The organism is Paenibacillus amylolyticus, assembly GCF_047302515.1.
Lineage (GTDB): Bacteria > Bacillota > Bacilli > Paenibacillales > Paenibacillaceae > Paenibacillus > Paenibacillus amylolyticus_G.
The window spans coordinates 1,979,457-1,993,460 of the sequence record NZ_CP168019.1 but is presented as its reverse complement, the minus strand read 5'-3'; the positions used below and the strand labels follow the sequence as shown (position 1 = coordinate 1,993,460).

The 14,004-nt window shown below is 46.3% G+C and carries 16 protein-coding genes; 8 read left to right on the top strand and 8 right to left on the bottom strand.

Annotated features, from left to right (window positions below; genetic code table 11):
• Positions 1-212: 212 nt before the first annotated feature.
• Positions 213-1,124 carry an AraC family transcriptional regulator gene (locus tag ACDJ59_RS08820; protein ID WP_413408427.1) on the top strand — a complete coding sequence of 304 codons (912 nt, stop codon included), beginning with the start codon at positions 213-215 and terminating at the stop codon, positions 1,122-1,124.
• Positions 1,125-1,203: 79 nt separating this feature from the next.
• On the opposite strand, the gene ACDJ59_RS08815 is transcribed toward ACDJ59_RS08820, so the two are convergent.
• A complete protein-coding gene (locus ACDJ59_RS08815; protein ID WP_413408425.1) occupies positions 1,204-2,607 on the bottom strand; it encodes an aldehyde dehydrogenase in 1,404 nt (467 codons plus the stop codon).
• A gap of 90 nt (positions 2,608-2,697) precedes the next feature.
• Positions 2,698-3,000 carry an ArsR/SmtB family transcription factor gene (locus tag ACDJ59_RS08810; RefSeq protein ID WP_017688208.1) on the bottom strand — a complete coding sequence of 101 codons (303 nt, stop codon included), beginning with the start codon at positions 2,998-3,000 and terminating at the stop codon, positions 2,698-2,700.
• Between the two features lie 271 nt (positions 3,001-3,271).
• On the opposite strand from ACDJ59_RS08810, the gene ACDJ59_RS08805 reads away from it, so the two are divergent.
• The 5 genes from ACDJ59_RS08805 to ACDJ59_RS08785 all read left to right on the top strand — a co-directional run bounded on the left by ACDJ59_RS08805 (position 3,272) and on the right by ACDJ59_RS08785 (position 7,250).
• Positions 3,272-3,949: a GntR family transcriptional regulator gene (locus ACDJ59_RS08805; protein ID WP_413409748.1), complete on the top strand. Its 678-nt coding sequence runs from the start codon at positions 3,272-3,274 to the stop codon at positions 3,947-3,949.
• A gap of 40 nt (positions 3,950-3,989) precedes the next feature.
• Positions 3,990-5,057, top strand: a complete 1,068-nt coding sequence (gene uxuA / locus ACDJ59_RS08800; RefSeq protein WP_017688206.1) for a mannonate dehydratase — start codon at positions 3,990-3,992, stop codon at positions 5,055-5,057.
• Positions 5,054-5,917: an SDR family oxidoreductase gene (locus ACDJ59_RS08795; protein ID WP_127549160.1), complete on the top strand. Its 864-nt coding sequence runs from the start codon at positions 5,054-5,056 to the stop codon at positions 5,915-5,917. Before uxuA ends, ACDJ59_RS08795 begins: the two co-directional genes overlap by 4 nt.
• Before the next feature lie 206 nt (positions 5,918-6,123).
• The gene (locus ACDJ59_RS08790; RefSeq protein ID WP_105599036.1) at positions 6,124-6,852 is read left to right on the top strand and encodes a DUF421 domain-containing protein; all 729 of its coding nucleotides are present in this window, start codon (positions 6,124-6,126) and stop codon (positions 6,850-6,852) included.
• 26 nt (positions 6,853-6,878) lie between these two features.
• Positions 6,879-7,250: a DUF4363 family protein gene (locus tag ACDJ59_RS08785; RefSeq protein ID WP_307411765.1), complete on the top strand. Its 372-nt coding sequence runs from the start codon at positions 6,879-6,881 to the stop codon at positions 7,248-7,250.
• Positions 7,251-7,365: 115 nt separating this feature from the next.
• Here the strand turns inward: ACDJ59_RS08785 and ACDJ59_RS08780 are convergent, their stop codons facing one another.
• The 6 genes from ACDJ59_RS08780 to rpmG all read right to left on the bottom strand — a co-directional run bounded on the left by ACDJ59_RS08780 (position 7,366) and on the right by rpmG (position 11,602).
• Entirely contained in the window at positions 7,366-8,067 is a 702-nt protein-coding gene (locus ACDJ59_RS08780; protein WP_076250422.1) for a M50 family metallopeptidase, read from the bottom strand.
• A gap of 42 nt (positions 8,068-8,109) precedes the next feature.
• On the bottom strand, positions 8,110-8,592 hold the full coding sequence (locus ACDJ59_RS08775; RefSeq protein WP_307411762.1) for a hypothetical protein: 483 nt from the start codon (positions 8,590-8,592) through the stop codon (positions 8,110-8,112).
• Between the two features lie 165 nt (positions 8,593-8,757).
• Positions 8,758-9,864: a metal ABC transporter substrate-binding protein gene (locus tag ACDJ59_RS08770; protein ID WP_413408422.1), complete on the bottom strand. Its 1,107-nt coding sequence runs from the start codon at positions 9,862-9,864 to the stop codon at positions 8,758-8,760.
• On the bottom strand, positions 9,851-10,750 hold the full coding sequence (locus ACDJ59_RS08765) for a metal ABC transporter permease (protein WP_413408421.1): 900 nt from the start codon (positions 10,748-10,750) through the stop codon (positions 9,851-9,853). The genes ACDJ59_RS08770 and ACDJ59_RS08765 overlap by 14 nt, the downstream gene beginning before the upstream one ends.
• Positions 10,696-11,403, bottom strand: coding sequence for a metal ABC transporter ATP-binding protein (locus ACDJ59_RS08760; protein WP_413408420.1), 708 nt, complete (start codon positions 11,401-11,403; stop codon positions 10,696-10,698). Before ACDJ59_RS08760 ends, ACDJ59_RS08765 begins: the two co-directional genes overlap by 55 nt.
• 49 nt (positions 11,404-11,452) lie before the next feature.
• Entirely contained in the window at positions 11,453-11,602 is a 150-nt protein-coding gene (gene rpmG, locus ACDJ59_RS08755) for a 50S ribosomal protein L33 (protein WP_036613813.1), read from the bottom strand.
• Positions 11,603-11,835: 233 nt separating this feature from the next.
• On the opposite strand from rpmG, the gene ACDJ59_RS08750 reads away from it, so the two are divergent.
• Together ACDJ59_RS08750 and ACDJ59_RS08745 are read left to right on the top strand one after the other, a co-directional pair.
• Complete coding sequence (locus ACDJ59_RS08750; protein ID WP_413408419.1) at positions 11,836-12,870, top strand: permease; 1,035 nt, start codon at positions 11,836-11,838, stop codon at positions 12,868-12,870.
• A gap of 82 nt (positions 12,871-12,952) precedes the next feature.
• Positions 12,953-13,936, top strand: a complete 984-nt coding sequence (locus ACDJ59_RS08745; protein ID WP_413408417.1) for a TIGR03943 family putative permease subunit — start codon at positions 12,953-12,955, stop codon at positions 13,934-13,936.
• Positions 13,937-14,004 lie beyond the last annotated feature (68 nt).

Sequence of the window (14,004 nt, the reverse complement as noted above, 5' to 3'; positions counted from 1 at the left end):
AACCCCTCTCAGAATGGTTTGCATACGTTTTCATTAGCACCATCCTAACACGTGGTTCCACCTCAGACCATGATCAAATCAATCGGATATTTACCCAAATCAAGCTGATAGACTATAATGGATTAAAGCGGTTACACAAAACCATTCCATTTGATATAAGTGCGTAATCAAAATCACATTTTTTGAACAACCTCTATGAAGGGGGATCTTCCATGTCTTCAACGTATTTGCCTCCTACTTTGGGAGAAAGTGTCCATGAAGTTTTTTATCCAGATGTGCAAACAACGGTCAATCTGTTCGCCATTCATTTACGAAGTGTGGGTATGGACTGGGATTATCCGGCGCATGAGCACCCTCAATATGAATTGAATTATGTCACGGAAGGCGAGCAACGCATGATGGTGAACGGTACCTTATATATTCAAAAAGCTGGCGAACTGCTCCTGATTCCTCCAGGAAGCATTCATTCAAGTCAGAGCCATAACGGTAAGGGATTCACTTATTTTTGCATGCATTTTGACATTGATGATCAGTTGTTCCTATCGTTGCTGGCGCGCATCAAACAAGTGCGATTCAGTGCGGATAGTCCGGTTACACAGCAGATTGAGCCGGTTTTACGCAAATTAATGTCATCTGCGGATGATGAAACAGTAAATACGATGGTACAGCGTATGCAGCTTCAATCTGCGGTATTTGAACTATTTGGCCATCTGTGGGAGGCGGTCTCGAAAGAGGCAGCGCACTGGTTTACCGATGGACACGAGAAGATCGAACTCGCCCACCAGATTCGTAATCGGTTGCAAGGCCTGATGAGTCAGCAATTCAAACAGGGACACGAGTCCAACGGTCACTATGGCATTGATGATATTGCAGCAGAGCTGGGCATCAGTTCTTCTCACTGTAATCGCGTGTTCAAGGAGGTGTTCGGTCAGTCTCCTCGTGCTGTATTATCCCAGTTGGTTTTGCATGAAGCGAAGCTTCTTCTGGGCAATCCGAAGCTGTCCGTTCAAAATATTGCCGTCATGCTTGGTTATAAGGATATCGCCCATTTCAGTCGTCAATTCAAGCGCTGGTCCGGCATGTCACCCTCCCGTTACCGACAGGAACAGCCTGCTCTGGAATAGGTCCAGTAGCAGGCTGTCGGGCTTGATTCAACTTTTTCATAATTCGATTCAAGATGTTCTCTGTATTTAATATGAAGTGTTATTTCAACAAACGCTTAATCAACTTCAGTTTGTTATCATAAGGTGGATACAGAATCGGCAGATTCAATTTGGTTTTTTTTTTCAGTACACTTTTGAGATGAGAGAAGGTTTCGAAGCTGTACTGCCCATGATACGAGCCAACGCCAGAATGACCAACACCGCCAAACGGCAGACGTGGATTCGCTACATGCGTGATGGTATCGTTAATGCAGCCGCCTCCAAAAGAAACTTCGCGCAGCACTTTGTCTTGAACCCGGGTGTCGGAAGTAAACAGATATAAGGCGAGCGGTTTCGGCCGCTTTACGATTTCTACAATGGCTTCATCCAGGTTACGATAACTAATGATCGGCAGAATCGGTCCAAAAATCTCATCTTCCATCGTCGCTGCATCCCAGGACTCCGCATCAATCAGCGTAGGTTCAATGAAGCGATCTTCCTCATCCGAAGCTCCCCCATATATTACTTTGGCCTGATCCCGCTCAATCAAAGTCGTCAGACGTTTAAAATGTCCCTTGTTCACGATTCGCCCATAGTCCTTGTTGTGCTGAATATCCGAACCAAAGAAGGATACGATCGCTGCTTTCATCTCCGTAATTAACGGTTCCTTCACGTGCTCATGCACAAGTAAATAATCGGGTGCGATACAGGTCTGTCCAGTATTAAGCAGTTTGCCCCATATAATGCGCTCAGCTGCTACTTTGATATCTGCCTGTTCATCAACGATGACCGGACTTTTGCCTCCCAGTTCTAACGTAACGGGAACGAGATTTTTGGCAGCTGCCTCCATCACAATCTTGCCTACCGGTACACTGCCTGTAAAAAAGATATAGTCGAATGGCGCGTTAATCAGCGCTGTCGTTGTGTCTTTAGCACCGTCAAGTACCTGTACGTATGCCGGTTCGAACACGCTCGCAATCATCTCACGTACAACAGCCGACACCGCAGGTGTATTCTCTGACGCTTTGAGCACGGCTGTGTTACCTGCTGCAATAGCACCTACCAATGGTTCGATTAAGAGTTGAAAAGGATAATTAAACGGTCCGATAATCAGAACCGCCCCGTAGGGTTCGGGTATGATATAACTTTTCGAACCAAGGAGTGCCATTTGCGTTTTCACTTTAACGGGTTTCACCCATTTATTCACTTTACGAATGGTGTGTGTGATGCTGTCCATCATAAATCCGATCTCGGTTGTGTAGGATTCGAACTCACTTTTGCCCAAATCCTGATAGAGAGCTACTGTCAGTCTGGATTCGTACTTTTGGATGGCCTGCTTCAGTTGGGTCAGACGGGCAATTCGAGCTTCTGCCGATCTTGTAGCCCCGGAACGAAAGAACTGTCGTTGCTGCTCCAAAATCTGTTCAACTTCCTGACTGGTTACTTCCTGTATAGTCATTGTCATATATACATACTCCTCTATTCATTATTGATCAAGCGTTTAAACTTACGAACCTATAAGACACATGCAAAAGCATGTTTTATCACTATTAATCTACAGACACTCTTCTTCCAGAGCAGCTACCAGTTCCTTCAACAGTTCCACCGATGCATTCAATGAAGCCGAATAATAACGCTGTGTGCCCTTCTGTTCCACAGATATAAGTCCCTTCTCTAACAACAGCTTGAGATGATGAGATATGGCTGGCCGGGATAGGCTGGATTGTTCGGTAATTTCATTCACCGTCATTCTGCCCTTCTCGGTAAGTGTCAGCAAAATGGATTGACGATGGTTGTCACTTAACACCTGAAATAACGGAATACAGGTTTGAAAAACGCTAATTGCTTTTTGTCCCATGGTTTCACCTCTATGCTATTTCTTCTTCATTATTTCTACGTATATTTCTCAGTTTGATGTCTGTTGGTTTAAACATTCGAACCTAATGACTGAATTGTACTCTTTATTCACTTGAACTGCAAGTGGACCATCAACTAAATTTAATATAATGCTGATAAAGCGCTTCCATACTACCATACAAGTATGGTAGTATGGCATTGAAGGAGTTGAAGTTGTGGAATATACCCTAAAGTTATCATCCAAAGCCGGTTTGTTGCCTGTTGCGAGCAATATGTCTTCCATGAATAATAAGCAATCTTACTCAACGCGAGATGTCGTTTACTTCACGCTGAAACAACTCATTTTGAGTTTGAAAATGCCTCCGGGAACAGCTATTTCTGAGAAGGAAATTTCGCTGGAGTTCCAGGTAAGCCGGACACCTGTTCGAGAAAGTTTTGTAAGGCTTGCTCAGGAAGGTCTGCTGGAAGTGTACCCACAGCGTGGCACATACGTCTCTCTGATTCAGGTCGACCTCGTTGAGGAAGCTCGGTTCATGCGTGAACAGCTCGAACGAGCCGTAATCAGGCTCGCCTGCGAGAACTTTCCGAACGAACAGATGGTAACTCTTGAACAGAACCTTGCGTGGCAACAGGAATGCAGGGTCAAACCGGATGATGAACGAATGTTTCAATTGGATGAGGAATTCCATAGCACTCTTTTTGCAGGCTGCAACAAAAGCAACACCTGGACTGTTATCCAGCAGATGAATGTACATTTGAATCGAAGTCGCATGTTACGCCTGTCCTCGGACCACCAGTGGGATCACCTGATTGAACAGCACCGGTCTATGGTCAAGGCCATTCAGCAGCATGATGCCGACACAGCAGAGCGACTGATGCAGGAACACTTGCATTTAACTGTCACCGATTTGGCTGTCCTGCAGGATACATATCCGTCCTATTTTCAATGACTGAATTTTTCTTCCTACTATTCATGATGAGGTGAACGTGATGAGAATGGTTTTTCGCTGGTTCGGCGAAGGCAATGATACGGTAACGCTGGATCATATCCGGCAGATTCCGGGTGTTGAAGGTATTGTGTGGGCACTGCACGATGTTCCTGCTGGCGAGGAATGGCCGATGGACAAAATACTCGCTGTCAAAACAGCAGCTGACAAGGCCGGGTTACATCTGGATGTCGTTGAGAGTGTGAACATCCATGAGGATATCAAGTTGGGCCTGCCATCAAGGGATAAATACATTGCGAACTATATTAAAACAATGGAGAAACTGGCTCAGGTGGGTGTGAAGGTCATCTGTTACAACTTTATGCCAATCTTCGACTGGCTTCGCACGGATATGCACAAGGAAATGGAGGATGGCTCAACTGCCCTCTTCTACGAGCACAGTAAACTCGCAGATATAGAACCTCTAGAACTTGTTCGACGCATTACGGAAAACTCCGCACTCACCATGCCAGGTTGGGAACCGGAGCGATTGCAATATTTAACAGGTCTGTTCGAAGCCTACAAGGATGTAACCGAGGATCATATGTGGGAGCACGCACGTTATTTCCTACAAGAGATTATGCCTACAGCCGAACGGCTGGGGATTCGAATGGCTATCCATCCGGATGACCCGCCATGGCCAATCTTTGGATTACCAAAGATTATTACAAGTCAGGAGAATGTCCGGAAATATCTGAACCTTTATGATAGCCCTTACAATAGCGTGACACTATGCAGTGGCTCTTTGGGAGCGAATGCTGATAATGACATCATCGGGATGATACACGAGTTCAAGGATCGGATTCCATTTGCCCACATTCGTAATGTCAAAATCTACGAAAACGGCGACTTTATCGAAACCTCACATCGCAGTCAGGATGGCAGTGTTGATATTGCAGGGGTTGTTGAGGCTTATCACGATATCGGTTATGAAGGTTATGCAAGACCCGACCACGGTCGTCATCTCTGGGGAGAACAGTGCCGACCTGGGTATGGACTCTATGACCGGGCTTTGGGCATCATGTATCTCTGGGGCGTCTGGGATTCCCTGCAAAGGAGGGCAAAAGCATGAGTGAACGTCAATATGAACGCTCATCTCGTCTCGAAGGCAGAACGGCTGTAATCACCGGAGGTGCTGGAGTATTATGCCGCTCCATGGCGGAAGAACTGGCTCGGCACGGTGCAAGTGTAGCCATCCTGAACCGCACCGTGTCCAAGGGGCAGGAAGTTGTATCTGCGATAGAAGCTGCCGGTGGCAAAGCGATTGCTATTGCCTGTGACGTAACCCAGGCCGATAGTGTGCAAGCAGCGGCAGATGCGGTGCTGGAACAGCTCGGACCATGTGATATTCTGATCAATGGCGCCGGTGGCAATAACGCTAGTGCCAACACCACAAATGAAATTTTCAGATTGGAAGATCTGGAAAAGAGCGATGTCACTACATTTTTCGATGTGAGTGTAGAAGGATTTCGTCAGGTGATGGATTTGAATTTTGTCGGTTCTCTCATCCCTACTCAAATCTTTGCAAAACATATGATAGAGCGCGATGTTCCCGCTACTGTCATAAACATTTCTTCCATGAGCGCCCCATCGCCCATGACGAAAGTTCCTGCGTACAGCGCTGCGAAGGCAGCCATTAACAACTTCACGCAGTGGCTCGCCGTTCATCTGGCCGAATCAGGAATTCGTGTCAATGCTATTGCACCCGGGTTCTTCCTGACTGAGCAAAACCGTAATCTATTACTGCAACCAGACGGCTCACCAACGGAACGTTCCAGTAAAATTATTGCTCATACACCCATGCGCCGCTTTGGCAAACCGGAAGACCTGCTTGGCACATTGATGTGGCTTGCGGATGAAAGACAGTCCGGCTTTGTCACTGGCACAGTCATTCCGGTAGATGGCGGATTTATGGCGTACTCTGGAGTTTAACGATTAACGTGTAAATGAATCAGTTCAACTAATATAGGTATTTATTGAAACCGAAGCCTGGGATACTTACCCAGGTTTCGGTTTTTTGCGTTCAAGCATAAGATCCTCCAGCATAGGAAAAGCTTGTTATAATACGTGTTCAAAAGCAAACTTTTTAAACAACCTCTTAATACAGCTACGGTGAAATAAAGGAAGGTGATACATACATGATGGAAGAAACATGGGTTGTTGCTGTACGGTCTATTATTGCCTTTCTGACCCTGATCATCTATACAAGGGTACTAGGAAAGCAGCAGATGGGTAACTTGACGTATTTTGATTACATTAACGGTATCACAATCGGTTCCATTGCGGGTACGTTTGCAACCGATCTCTCGTCCAAGGCGTGGATTCATTTTGTGGCCTTGACCATTTTCACAATCATTACGATCATCTTTCAGTATATTACGCTGAAAAATCGCACCATCTCCAAACTGATGGACTCTGATCCCACATTGATCATCCAGAACGGTAAGATTCTTGAACAGAACTTGAGTAAAATGCGAGTCAAATTTGATGAATTGACCATGATGCTGCGGCAAAAGGATGTATTTGATATTACGACGCTGGATTATGCGATTCTGGAGCCGGATGGCAGCCTCTCGGTTGTGTTGAAACCTGAGAATCAGCCTGTAACTGCGAAAGACATGCATATGCACCCGCCCAAGAGCAAGCTGATGACCGAGATTATCATTGATGGCCTGCTGATTAAGCAAAATTTGGAGGAAAGAAATAAAGATATCAACTGGCTCAGCGAGCAGCTAAAAAAACAAAAGATTACGATACAGGATATTGCTTTTGCCGCCATATTGCCCAATGACAAATTGTATGTTGATCTGTTCGAAGATAAAATCACCGAAAAAATCGATATGGGCGATTATGAGGGGCCTTTCTAAACTCTTCACATCAAGGAGGCGGTTGAATGAAAACGCGTTTCTGGCTGCTATATGTACTTCCGATCTTCCTCATTCTTGTGTTCGTTGCAATTATGGCTAGCGGATCCTTTCTCAAAAAGCCCTTTGGCACCGATGATCGCTTGCTTGAATCTATACAAACGTTAGAGAAACAGGTTGAGAGCAAAAAATGGACTGAAGCCAAGTCTCAAGTTGATTACGCAATGAAGGCCTGGGATAAAGTCGTTAACCGCATTCAGTTCAGTGTGGAACGTGAAACGATATATGATATTCTGGGCACGCTTGCTCGGATCAAGGGCGGCGTTGCAGCACAGGATGATAAGGCGATTATGGAAGAGATTTATTACTTTTATGTGTTATGGGATAATCTTGGAGATTAGGTTCAATTTCTTTAATATCAGACTTTAATATCAGATGTAAGTCCAAAAACAAAAGGCACTATCCTTTTATGAAGAAAGGAAGTGCCTTCTTTGCTTTTATATAACTTTATATCCGTTACGCTCTTCGTAATCCCCGAGACCGTGACGATCGCGAAGTACCTTCTTTGCGGAAAAAGAGACTGAGTGCTCCCTTGGCACACCATAGTGCAAACAAAGCAAACAGTGTTCCCCAGAATAGCGCCGGAAGGAATGTCTGCTGAGCGAGATTCGCCGCATCCCCTGCCCGTGAAGGTTGAGTCCAGGACATCAGTCCAACGTATACGGCACTAACGACCGACTCTTCCAGCGTAAGAAACGCCAGTAACAGATAATAGAACTTCACGATCTTGGCACCAAAAATCATAATGACAACGTTCAGTACGATGAACCCGGTCAGCCATAACATGCCGAACTCCCCTCTTACATATAACAGGAGCGACACCAGAGCGACAGCCGTCATAATACCAAGTCCCCACATGTGCAAGCCTTTGCGGTATAAGTAAAACAACAGTAAGGCGAACAGAGATGCACTGATATATCCCGCCAGAGAAACCAGGATCGATCTGCCTGGCGTCAGCATGGAAGAGTAAGTTACACCACTATGATCTGCGTATAATTCAATGCGCAGCACTTTACCGGACAATACCAGTGTCATTAGTGCATGACCGAATTCGTGAATCATCGTATCCAGGTTACGAAACAAGGACGAAAATGGGATGAATCGTGTAAGAAAGACGGAGCCTAGTAGAAAAAGTATCGTTTTGACCCACTTATTCAATCGTGTATACCTCCTTTACCTTCAAATAAACAAGCCTATCCTTTATACTACGCTTTTTTCACTCGATTCGTTTCGACTTCCGAACTGTAAGGCACAGTGCTCCATCCACCAGCAGAAGCTTCGATTGTGTCCAATGAAAAAAGAAGATAGATCATAGCGGCCCTTTTCGGCCTCTAGCGTAACGAGCAGTCGATTCCGCATCCGACGGAGCGCGTAGTTCACGAATTGATCCGCAACTTCACTTTGCACAAGGGTAACATACGCATAGAGGGAATGATCGACAGGTTCATCAAGCGGACTTACCCCTGCACATGAAAATTCAGTCTTCACGCCCGCATTCTGAAGTATGGACAATGCGTTCACAAGCTCGGCATCAACTTCAACACCGTTCCAAATCTCCGTTTTCTTCGCGGATACTGTATGTTTGTCACGTTCCGTCCAGTGCATCAGCTCCAGCTTCCGCCGTCTCCACAGATGGGCAGGCTGTTCACTTAACAGCAATTCATGTTCCTCATTTAAATTCATGCAATGCGTCCTCCTGTTCTCCTTGATCCGGTCACCTTATTAAACAAAGAGAGAGCACATCACTGTGCTCTCTGCTTCGCAAAAAGGCAAAGGAATGGCAATCCATTCCTCAGCATGTTGTATTATTGTACCTTTTTAGGTTAAAGGCATCAAACTGATCTTTTATTATTCGTTCAGCGCCAGTTTCAGTGCCTCCAGATTCTGTCTCATCACGCTAATGTAGTCCATTCCCGCAGCAATCTCTTCCTCGGTGAGTCCCTCAATCGGATTCAATACAGCCGTTTTGGCTCCCACTTCACTTGCAATCGTCTCAGACACTTTGGATGAAACCAGTGTTTCGAAGAAAATCGTCTTCACCTGATGCTCTTTCGCAAAATCAATAACGGATGCCATCTGCGCTGCTGAAGGTTCTTGATCAGGAGACAATCCTGCGATAGGCACCTGTTGCAATCCATATTCCTTGGCAAGGTAGCCAAATGCAGCGTGTTGTGTGATGAAATCCTTGCGTTTGCTATCTGTCACAGCCGCCTTGAAGTCCTGATCCAGTGACTCCAGTTGAGCAATGTAAGCATCTGCATTTTGCTTGAACTGTGCAGCGTGTTCTGGAGCAGCCTGTGCCAATCCCGCTTCAATATTGCGCACTTCCGTTACAGCCAGTGCAGGCGATAGCCATACGTGGGGATCGAGTCCACCGTGATCGTGATCATGTCCTGCTTCTGCCTCGGCGTCATGATCATGGTCGTGTTCTTCAGCAGTCCCTTCATCCGCATGATCGTGATCATGTGCTTCCCCAGCGGATTCATCGGCATGGTCATGCGTATCCGTTCCATCGGAATCTTCATGTCCATGATCATGCTCTCCACCTTCAAGCAGGTTGATGCCCTTGCTTGCTTCCACCTGAATGAGCGAAGCGTTGCTTAGACTTCCGGTGACCTGATCAATCCATGATTCCATACCCGCACCGTTGTATACAAGCACATCCGCTTTCTCAATGCTGGCAATGTCCTGTGGTGTTGGCTCCCAATCATGAGGCTCCATACCCGCTGGAACGAGCGTATGTACATCCGCTAGGTCGCCTGCTACATTTTTAGTGAATTCGTACATGGGATAGAAACTAACCTGCACGTTTAATTTTGCGGTTTCCGTCTCGGCTGGAACGGGAGCTCCCGTCGGAGCTGCGCTGGTATCGGAAGCGGATTTCTGTCCGCAACCTGCGACGATAAGGGTCAGACTGAATAACAGTCCCAGCGCTGTTTTTTTACTGAATTTCATGTGATGTATTCCTCCTGGAATGAATAACTAACGTTTCTCGTTGTTCTTGTTGATTTCTCTCTTTACGGTGACGCTTGCGGTTGTATCGTGCAATCAGCTTTTGCGCTGATATTCCAGTCAATAGGATGACCAACAGGATGAGAGCAATTGTTCCTCCCGGTGGTGTATTTAGATGGTAAGATGTTGTGAGCCCGCTAAAAATACCGATTAACCCCGTGATTACCGCGACAATAATCGCTGCTGTAAAACTGCGAGACACTCTCAGTGCCAAGGCAGCAGGTAATACAATTAGAGCAGACACCAGCAACACACCGACGATCGGCATGGCTGAAGCTACAGTCATTCCTGTCAGAATGGCAAATGCAAACGATAACCCTCTTACCTGAACGCCTCCAATGGAAGCAGTCTCTTCATCAAACGTAAAGCTATAGAGCGCTCTTCGGAGTAAGATGAAAAAAAGTAAACCAATGACACATACTCCCGCCATCATCCACAACTGCATATCGCTAACCGCGACAATAGATCCAAATAAGTATGAGCTGAAGGTCTTGGACAGATTGGTTTTGAGACTCATCAATACCACAGCAAGAGCCAGCCCCGAAGTCATGATGATCGCCACAGGTACCTCGCTGTAGGTTCGGTAACTTCGCCGCAGTTGTTCAACCAGTAAGGCACCGATAATTGCAACGGCGAATCCGCAGATCACCGGGTTAAGATTCATGACTGAACCGAGCGCAACCCCTGCGAGTGAGACATGGGATAACGTGTCTGCCATTAGTACCTGCCGCCTGAGCATCAGATAGACCCCGAGAATTGGAGCTATGACTCCAATCAGTCCACCTGCCCAGAAGGCACGTTGCATGAATTCGTACTCAAACACTGCCATTCCTCACTTTCTTGCCGCTCCAGAGTAATCGTTCGATCCAATCGATCTCCCATCTCTTCCAGTCCATGAGTAACCATAATAATCGTTAACCCATGAACATCAGCATAGTGGCGCATCAGATTGTAAAATCCTTCACGGCTGTGGCGGTCCATTCCCGTGGTTGGCTCATCCAGTACCAGAACCTGCGGTTGCCCGGCCATAGCTCTTGCAATACAGATCCGTTGCTTCTGTCCACCGGACAGCTCACCGACTCGTGTATTCCGATAATCCCACATACCAACTTCCCGCAGACTGCGTTCAACGATGGCATCCTGCGTTGCTGTGATTCTGCGGAATAATCCCAGCCTGGTGTAACACCCGGACCGGACCAGTTCGTTCACCGTACTGGGAAATCCACTATTAAACGATGCCACCTGCTGGGGCACATAACCGATATTGGACTTGTTCCCACGTTTCAACTGCGGACTCATATGTATCGTGCCGCTCCAGGGCTTCAATAGCCCCAGCAGCAGCTTTAACAGGGTTGTTTTGGCAGAACCATTGGGACCTGTGATGCCTATGAACTCTCCCACATGGATATCCAGCGACAGTTGATCAATGACCGGCTCTTTGCCATATCCAAATACAACATCATGCATGGAGGATAGTATCATGCCTTTCCCTCTTTTCGTAAATATTACGATTTAAAAATAACAAAAAATTTTATCGTGTTTCCCGGTGGATCGTCATTTTCTTCAATCGTGGGGAGTACTTCTTCATCTCCAGACGCTCTGGATGGTTACGTTTGTTCTTGGTTGTTGTATAGTTGCGGTCCCCGCACTCCGTGCAGGCTAAGGTTACAATGACTCTCATAGTTGTTGCCTCCTCTTATTTAATCGTAATTATTACTATTTAATGATATTAGCTGATGCTCTTTCTTTTGTCAACTCCATGCAGGAAAAGGATCTTCAGTTCACGCCAGTTTTACATATCGATGAAAAATCTTGATTAATCGTAAAAATGTTGATTAGAACATAGGAATGATGTATGTTGCCGCACGTACAAGCATATATTTTAGCAAAGTCCTAGTTGTGGAGGTCTGTTTCATGAAAATGGCAGCCAATCTGAAGCTCCTGTCCTTCCTGATCCCTTGTGCATTTCTTGTTCCCGTGTTGATCACAATGGCTCCAGACTTGAAGGAAGCATGGAAAAGTGAAGCTTTGCAAAATATGAAAACCGTATTCATAGGTATTTTCCTTGAAGCCGCACCTTTTCTGCTCATGGGTGTACTATTATCCTCGCTCATGCAGTGGTTCGTATCCGAAGAAATGGTCCGCAGGCTAACGCCCAAGAATCCGATCGGCGGTGTGCTGGTCGCAGGACTGCTCGGTATTATTTTTCCCATCTGTGAATGTGGCATGATCCCGGTCGTGAGAAGGTTGATGCACAAAGGCATGCCAGCCTATATTGCAGTGACATTCATCCTGAGTGGTCCCGTAGTGAATCCCATCGTATTTACCGCAACCTTGCTCGCTTTTCCCTCCCATCCTGAGATTACCATTGCCCGTATGGGACTAGCCTTTGCTGTAGCAGCTTCCATAGGCATGCTTGTGTATGTGTTTGTTCGTCGAAATCCTCTTCGGATGCCAAAAGTTGCAGCGACAGAGGTCAAGACACATCCTGGTTTTAAAATGGCGCAACCTCACTCGCACGCAAATGCACATGATCATAACCATGTAAAAAACTGGCGCAGCTTCTTCATTCATGCCGGAGATGAATTTGTCGATATGAGCAAATATCTGGTGATCGGTGCCTTGATTACAGCCTGCATCCAAACATTCATTAGTCGCAGCGATCTGATCTCACTTGGTAATGGTCCTGTTGCCTCTTACGTGTTCATGATGGGCTTTGCTTATGTACTGTCTCTCTGCTCCACTTCTGATGCTTTTGTGGCTTCTGCGTTCTCACATACGTTTGCACTGGGGCCGCTGGTATCCTTCCTTGTGCTTGGTCCAATGCTGGATTTCAAAAGCACCCTGATGCTGCTCTCGACCTTCCGTACCCGATTTGTTATTGGTCTAAGTCTAGCGATTATTACGCTCGTTTTTGCCGGCTCGTGGTTGATTAACCTACTGGTATAAAGGTTGAGCAACATACTTCATGGCCTAAATGGTTAATCCCATGAACTTTCATCCTGACGATTAATAGAAATGAGGTGATGTTATGAACCACACTATCTATACAATGACCAAACCTCCTGTTTCAAGGTCACACCTCATCCAATGGCATAACTTGATTCGTGCGGCCTGGATAGGAGGTCTTGCGGTATACATTATTCACTTGAATTCAAGTGACTCGCTTCATTATTATTTGGCTCCTACCATGCAAAAACTGCTATTATGCTGTCCTGTTCCCTTATTGTTTATTGCCGTTATCATGGCATGGCATGGATTGTTAGGTAGAAACGAGGTTCATTGCGACTGTGAGCATCCACCACCTTCCGGATTCCTACGCAGCTCAATGGTATATGGTCTGATTGCCATACCCTTGTTGCTGGGGTTTCTGTTACCTGATCGGACTCTCGGCAGCTCTATGGCCAGTCAGAAAGGGATGTCTCTCACCTATGCCCCTCCCGAGATTCGTCGGAAAGAGCCTTTGCCTGATCCGGCAACGCAATTGAATGTACAAGATCTTACACAACAACCAACGGCTGTTCAGTCTGTATCGGCCACCAAAGTACAATTCATTCCCCCAGACGAGTATAGCCGTGAATTCGCTGAACTGGCGGAGAAGTTGTATGCAGAACAGATTATCCGAGTCTATCCCGAGATCTTCTCTGAAACTCTCGGCACGATTGATATGTTCCAGCGACAATTTGCAGGCAAAGATATCTCCTTAACCGGATTCGTTTATCGGGACAAAAGCATGGATCAGGAATCACATTTTGCGCTGGGACGATTTCTCGTCATGTGTTGCCCCGCGGATGCAGCTCCCTTTGGCGTGATGATTCACATCCCAGAAGCGGATAGCTTCCCTACAGACAGCTGGGTGCAAATCGATGGCAGCATCGGGTCTGCACAGGTGAACGGTAAGGATACGATTGAGATTCGCGCCACAAAGGTGACACCTGTATCCGAGCCAACCACGCCTTATATTTATACCAACGCAGATTCGGTGATGGCGTATGAGAAAATAAAGAGCCAGTAGTTGGTAGTAGTAGACAAAAAGCCCCAAAGCGATGGATTACATAGCTTCGGGGCTTTCATGTTCAGTCA

Bases quoted from the DNA above. Each gene is read 5' to 3' on its own strand.
- ACDJ59_RS08820 (WP_413408427.1), top strand. From the start codon at position 213: ATGTCTTCAACGTATTTGCCTCCTACTTTGGGAGAAAGTGTCCATGAA.
- ACDJ59_RS08815 (WP_413408425.1), bottom strand. From the start codon at position 2,607: ATGACAATGACTATACAGGAAGTAACCAGTCAGGAAGTTGAACAGATT.
- ACDJ59_RS08810 (WP_017688208.1), bottom strand. From the start codon at position 3,000: ATGGGACAAAAAGCAATTAGCGTTTTTCAAACCTGTATTCCGTTATTT.
- ACDJ59_RS08805 (WP_413409748.1), top strand. From the start codon at position 3,272: ATGTCTTCCATGAATAATAAGCAATCTTACTCAACGCGAGATGTCGTT.
- uxuA (WP_017688206.1), top strand. From the start codon at position 3,990: ATGAGAATGGTTTTTCGCTGGTTCGGCGAAGGCAATGATACGGTAACG.
- ACDJ59_RS08795 (WP_127549160.1), top strand. From the start codon at position 5,054: ATGAGTGAACGTCAATATGAACGCTCATCTCGTCTCGAAGGCAGAACG.
- ACDJ59_RS08790 (WP_105599036.1), top strand. From the start codon at position 6,124: ATGATGGAAGAAACATGGGTTGTTGCTGTACGGTCTATTATTGCCTTT.
- ACDJ59_RS08785 (WP_307411765.1), top strand. From the start codon at position 6,879: ATGAAAACGCGTTTCTGGCTGCTATATGTACTTCCGATCTTCCTCATT.
- ACDJ59_RS08775 (WP_307411762.1), bottom strand. From the start codon at position 8,592: ATGAATTTAAATGAGGAACATGAATTGCTGTTAAGTGAACAGCCTGCC.
- ACDJ59_RS08770 (WP_413408422.1), bottom strand. From the start codon at position 9,864: ATGAAATTCAGTAAAAAAACAGCGCTGGGACTGTTATTCAGTCTGACC.
- ACDJ59_RS08765 (WP_413408421.1), bottom strand. From the start codon at position 10,750: ATGGCAGTGTTTGAGTACGAATTCATGCAACGTGCCTTCTGGGCAGGT.
- ACDJ59_RS08760 (WP_413408420.1), bottom strand. From the start codon at position 11,403: ATGATACTATCCTCCATGCATGATGTTGTATTTGGATATGGCAAAGAG.
- rpmG (WP_036613813.1), bottom strand. From the start codon at position 11,602: ATGAGAGTCATTGTAACCTTAGCCTGCACGGAGTGCGGGGACCGCAAC.
- ACDJ59_RS08750 (WP_413408419.1), top strand. From the start codon at position 11,836: ATGAAAATGGCAGCCAATCTGAAGCTCCTGTCCTTCCTGATCCCTTGT.
- ACDJ59_RS08745 (WP_413408417.1), top strand. From the start codon at position 12,953: ATGAACCACACTATCTATACAATGACCAAACCTCCTGTTTCAAGGTCA.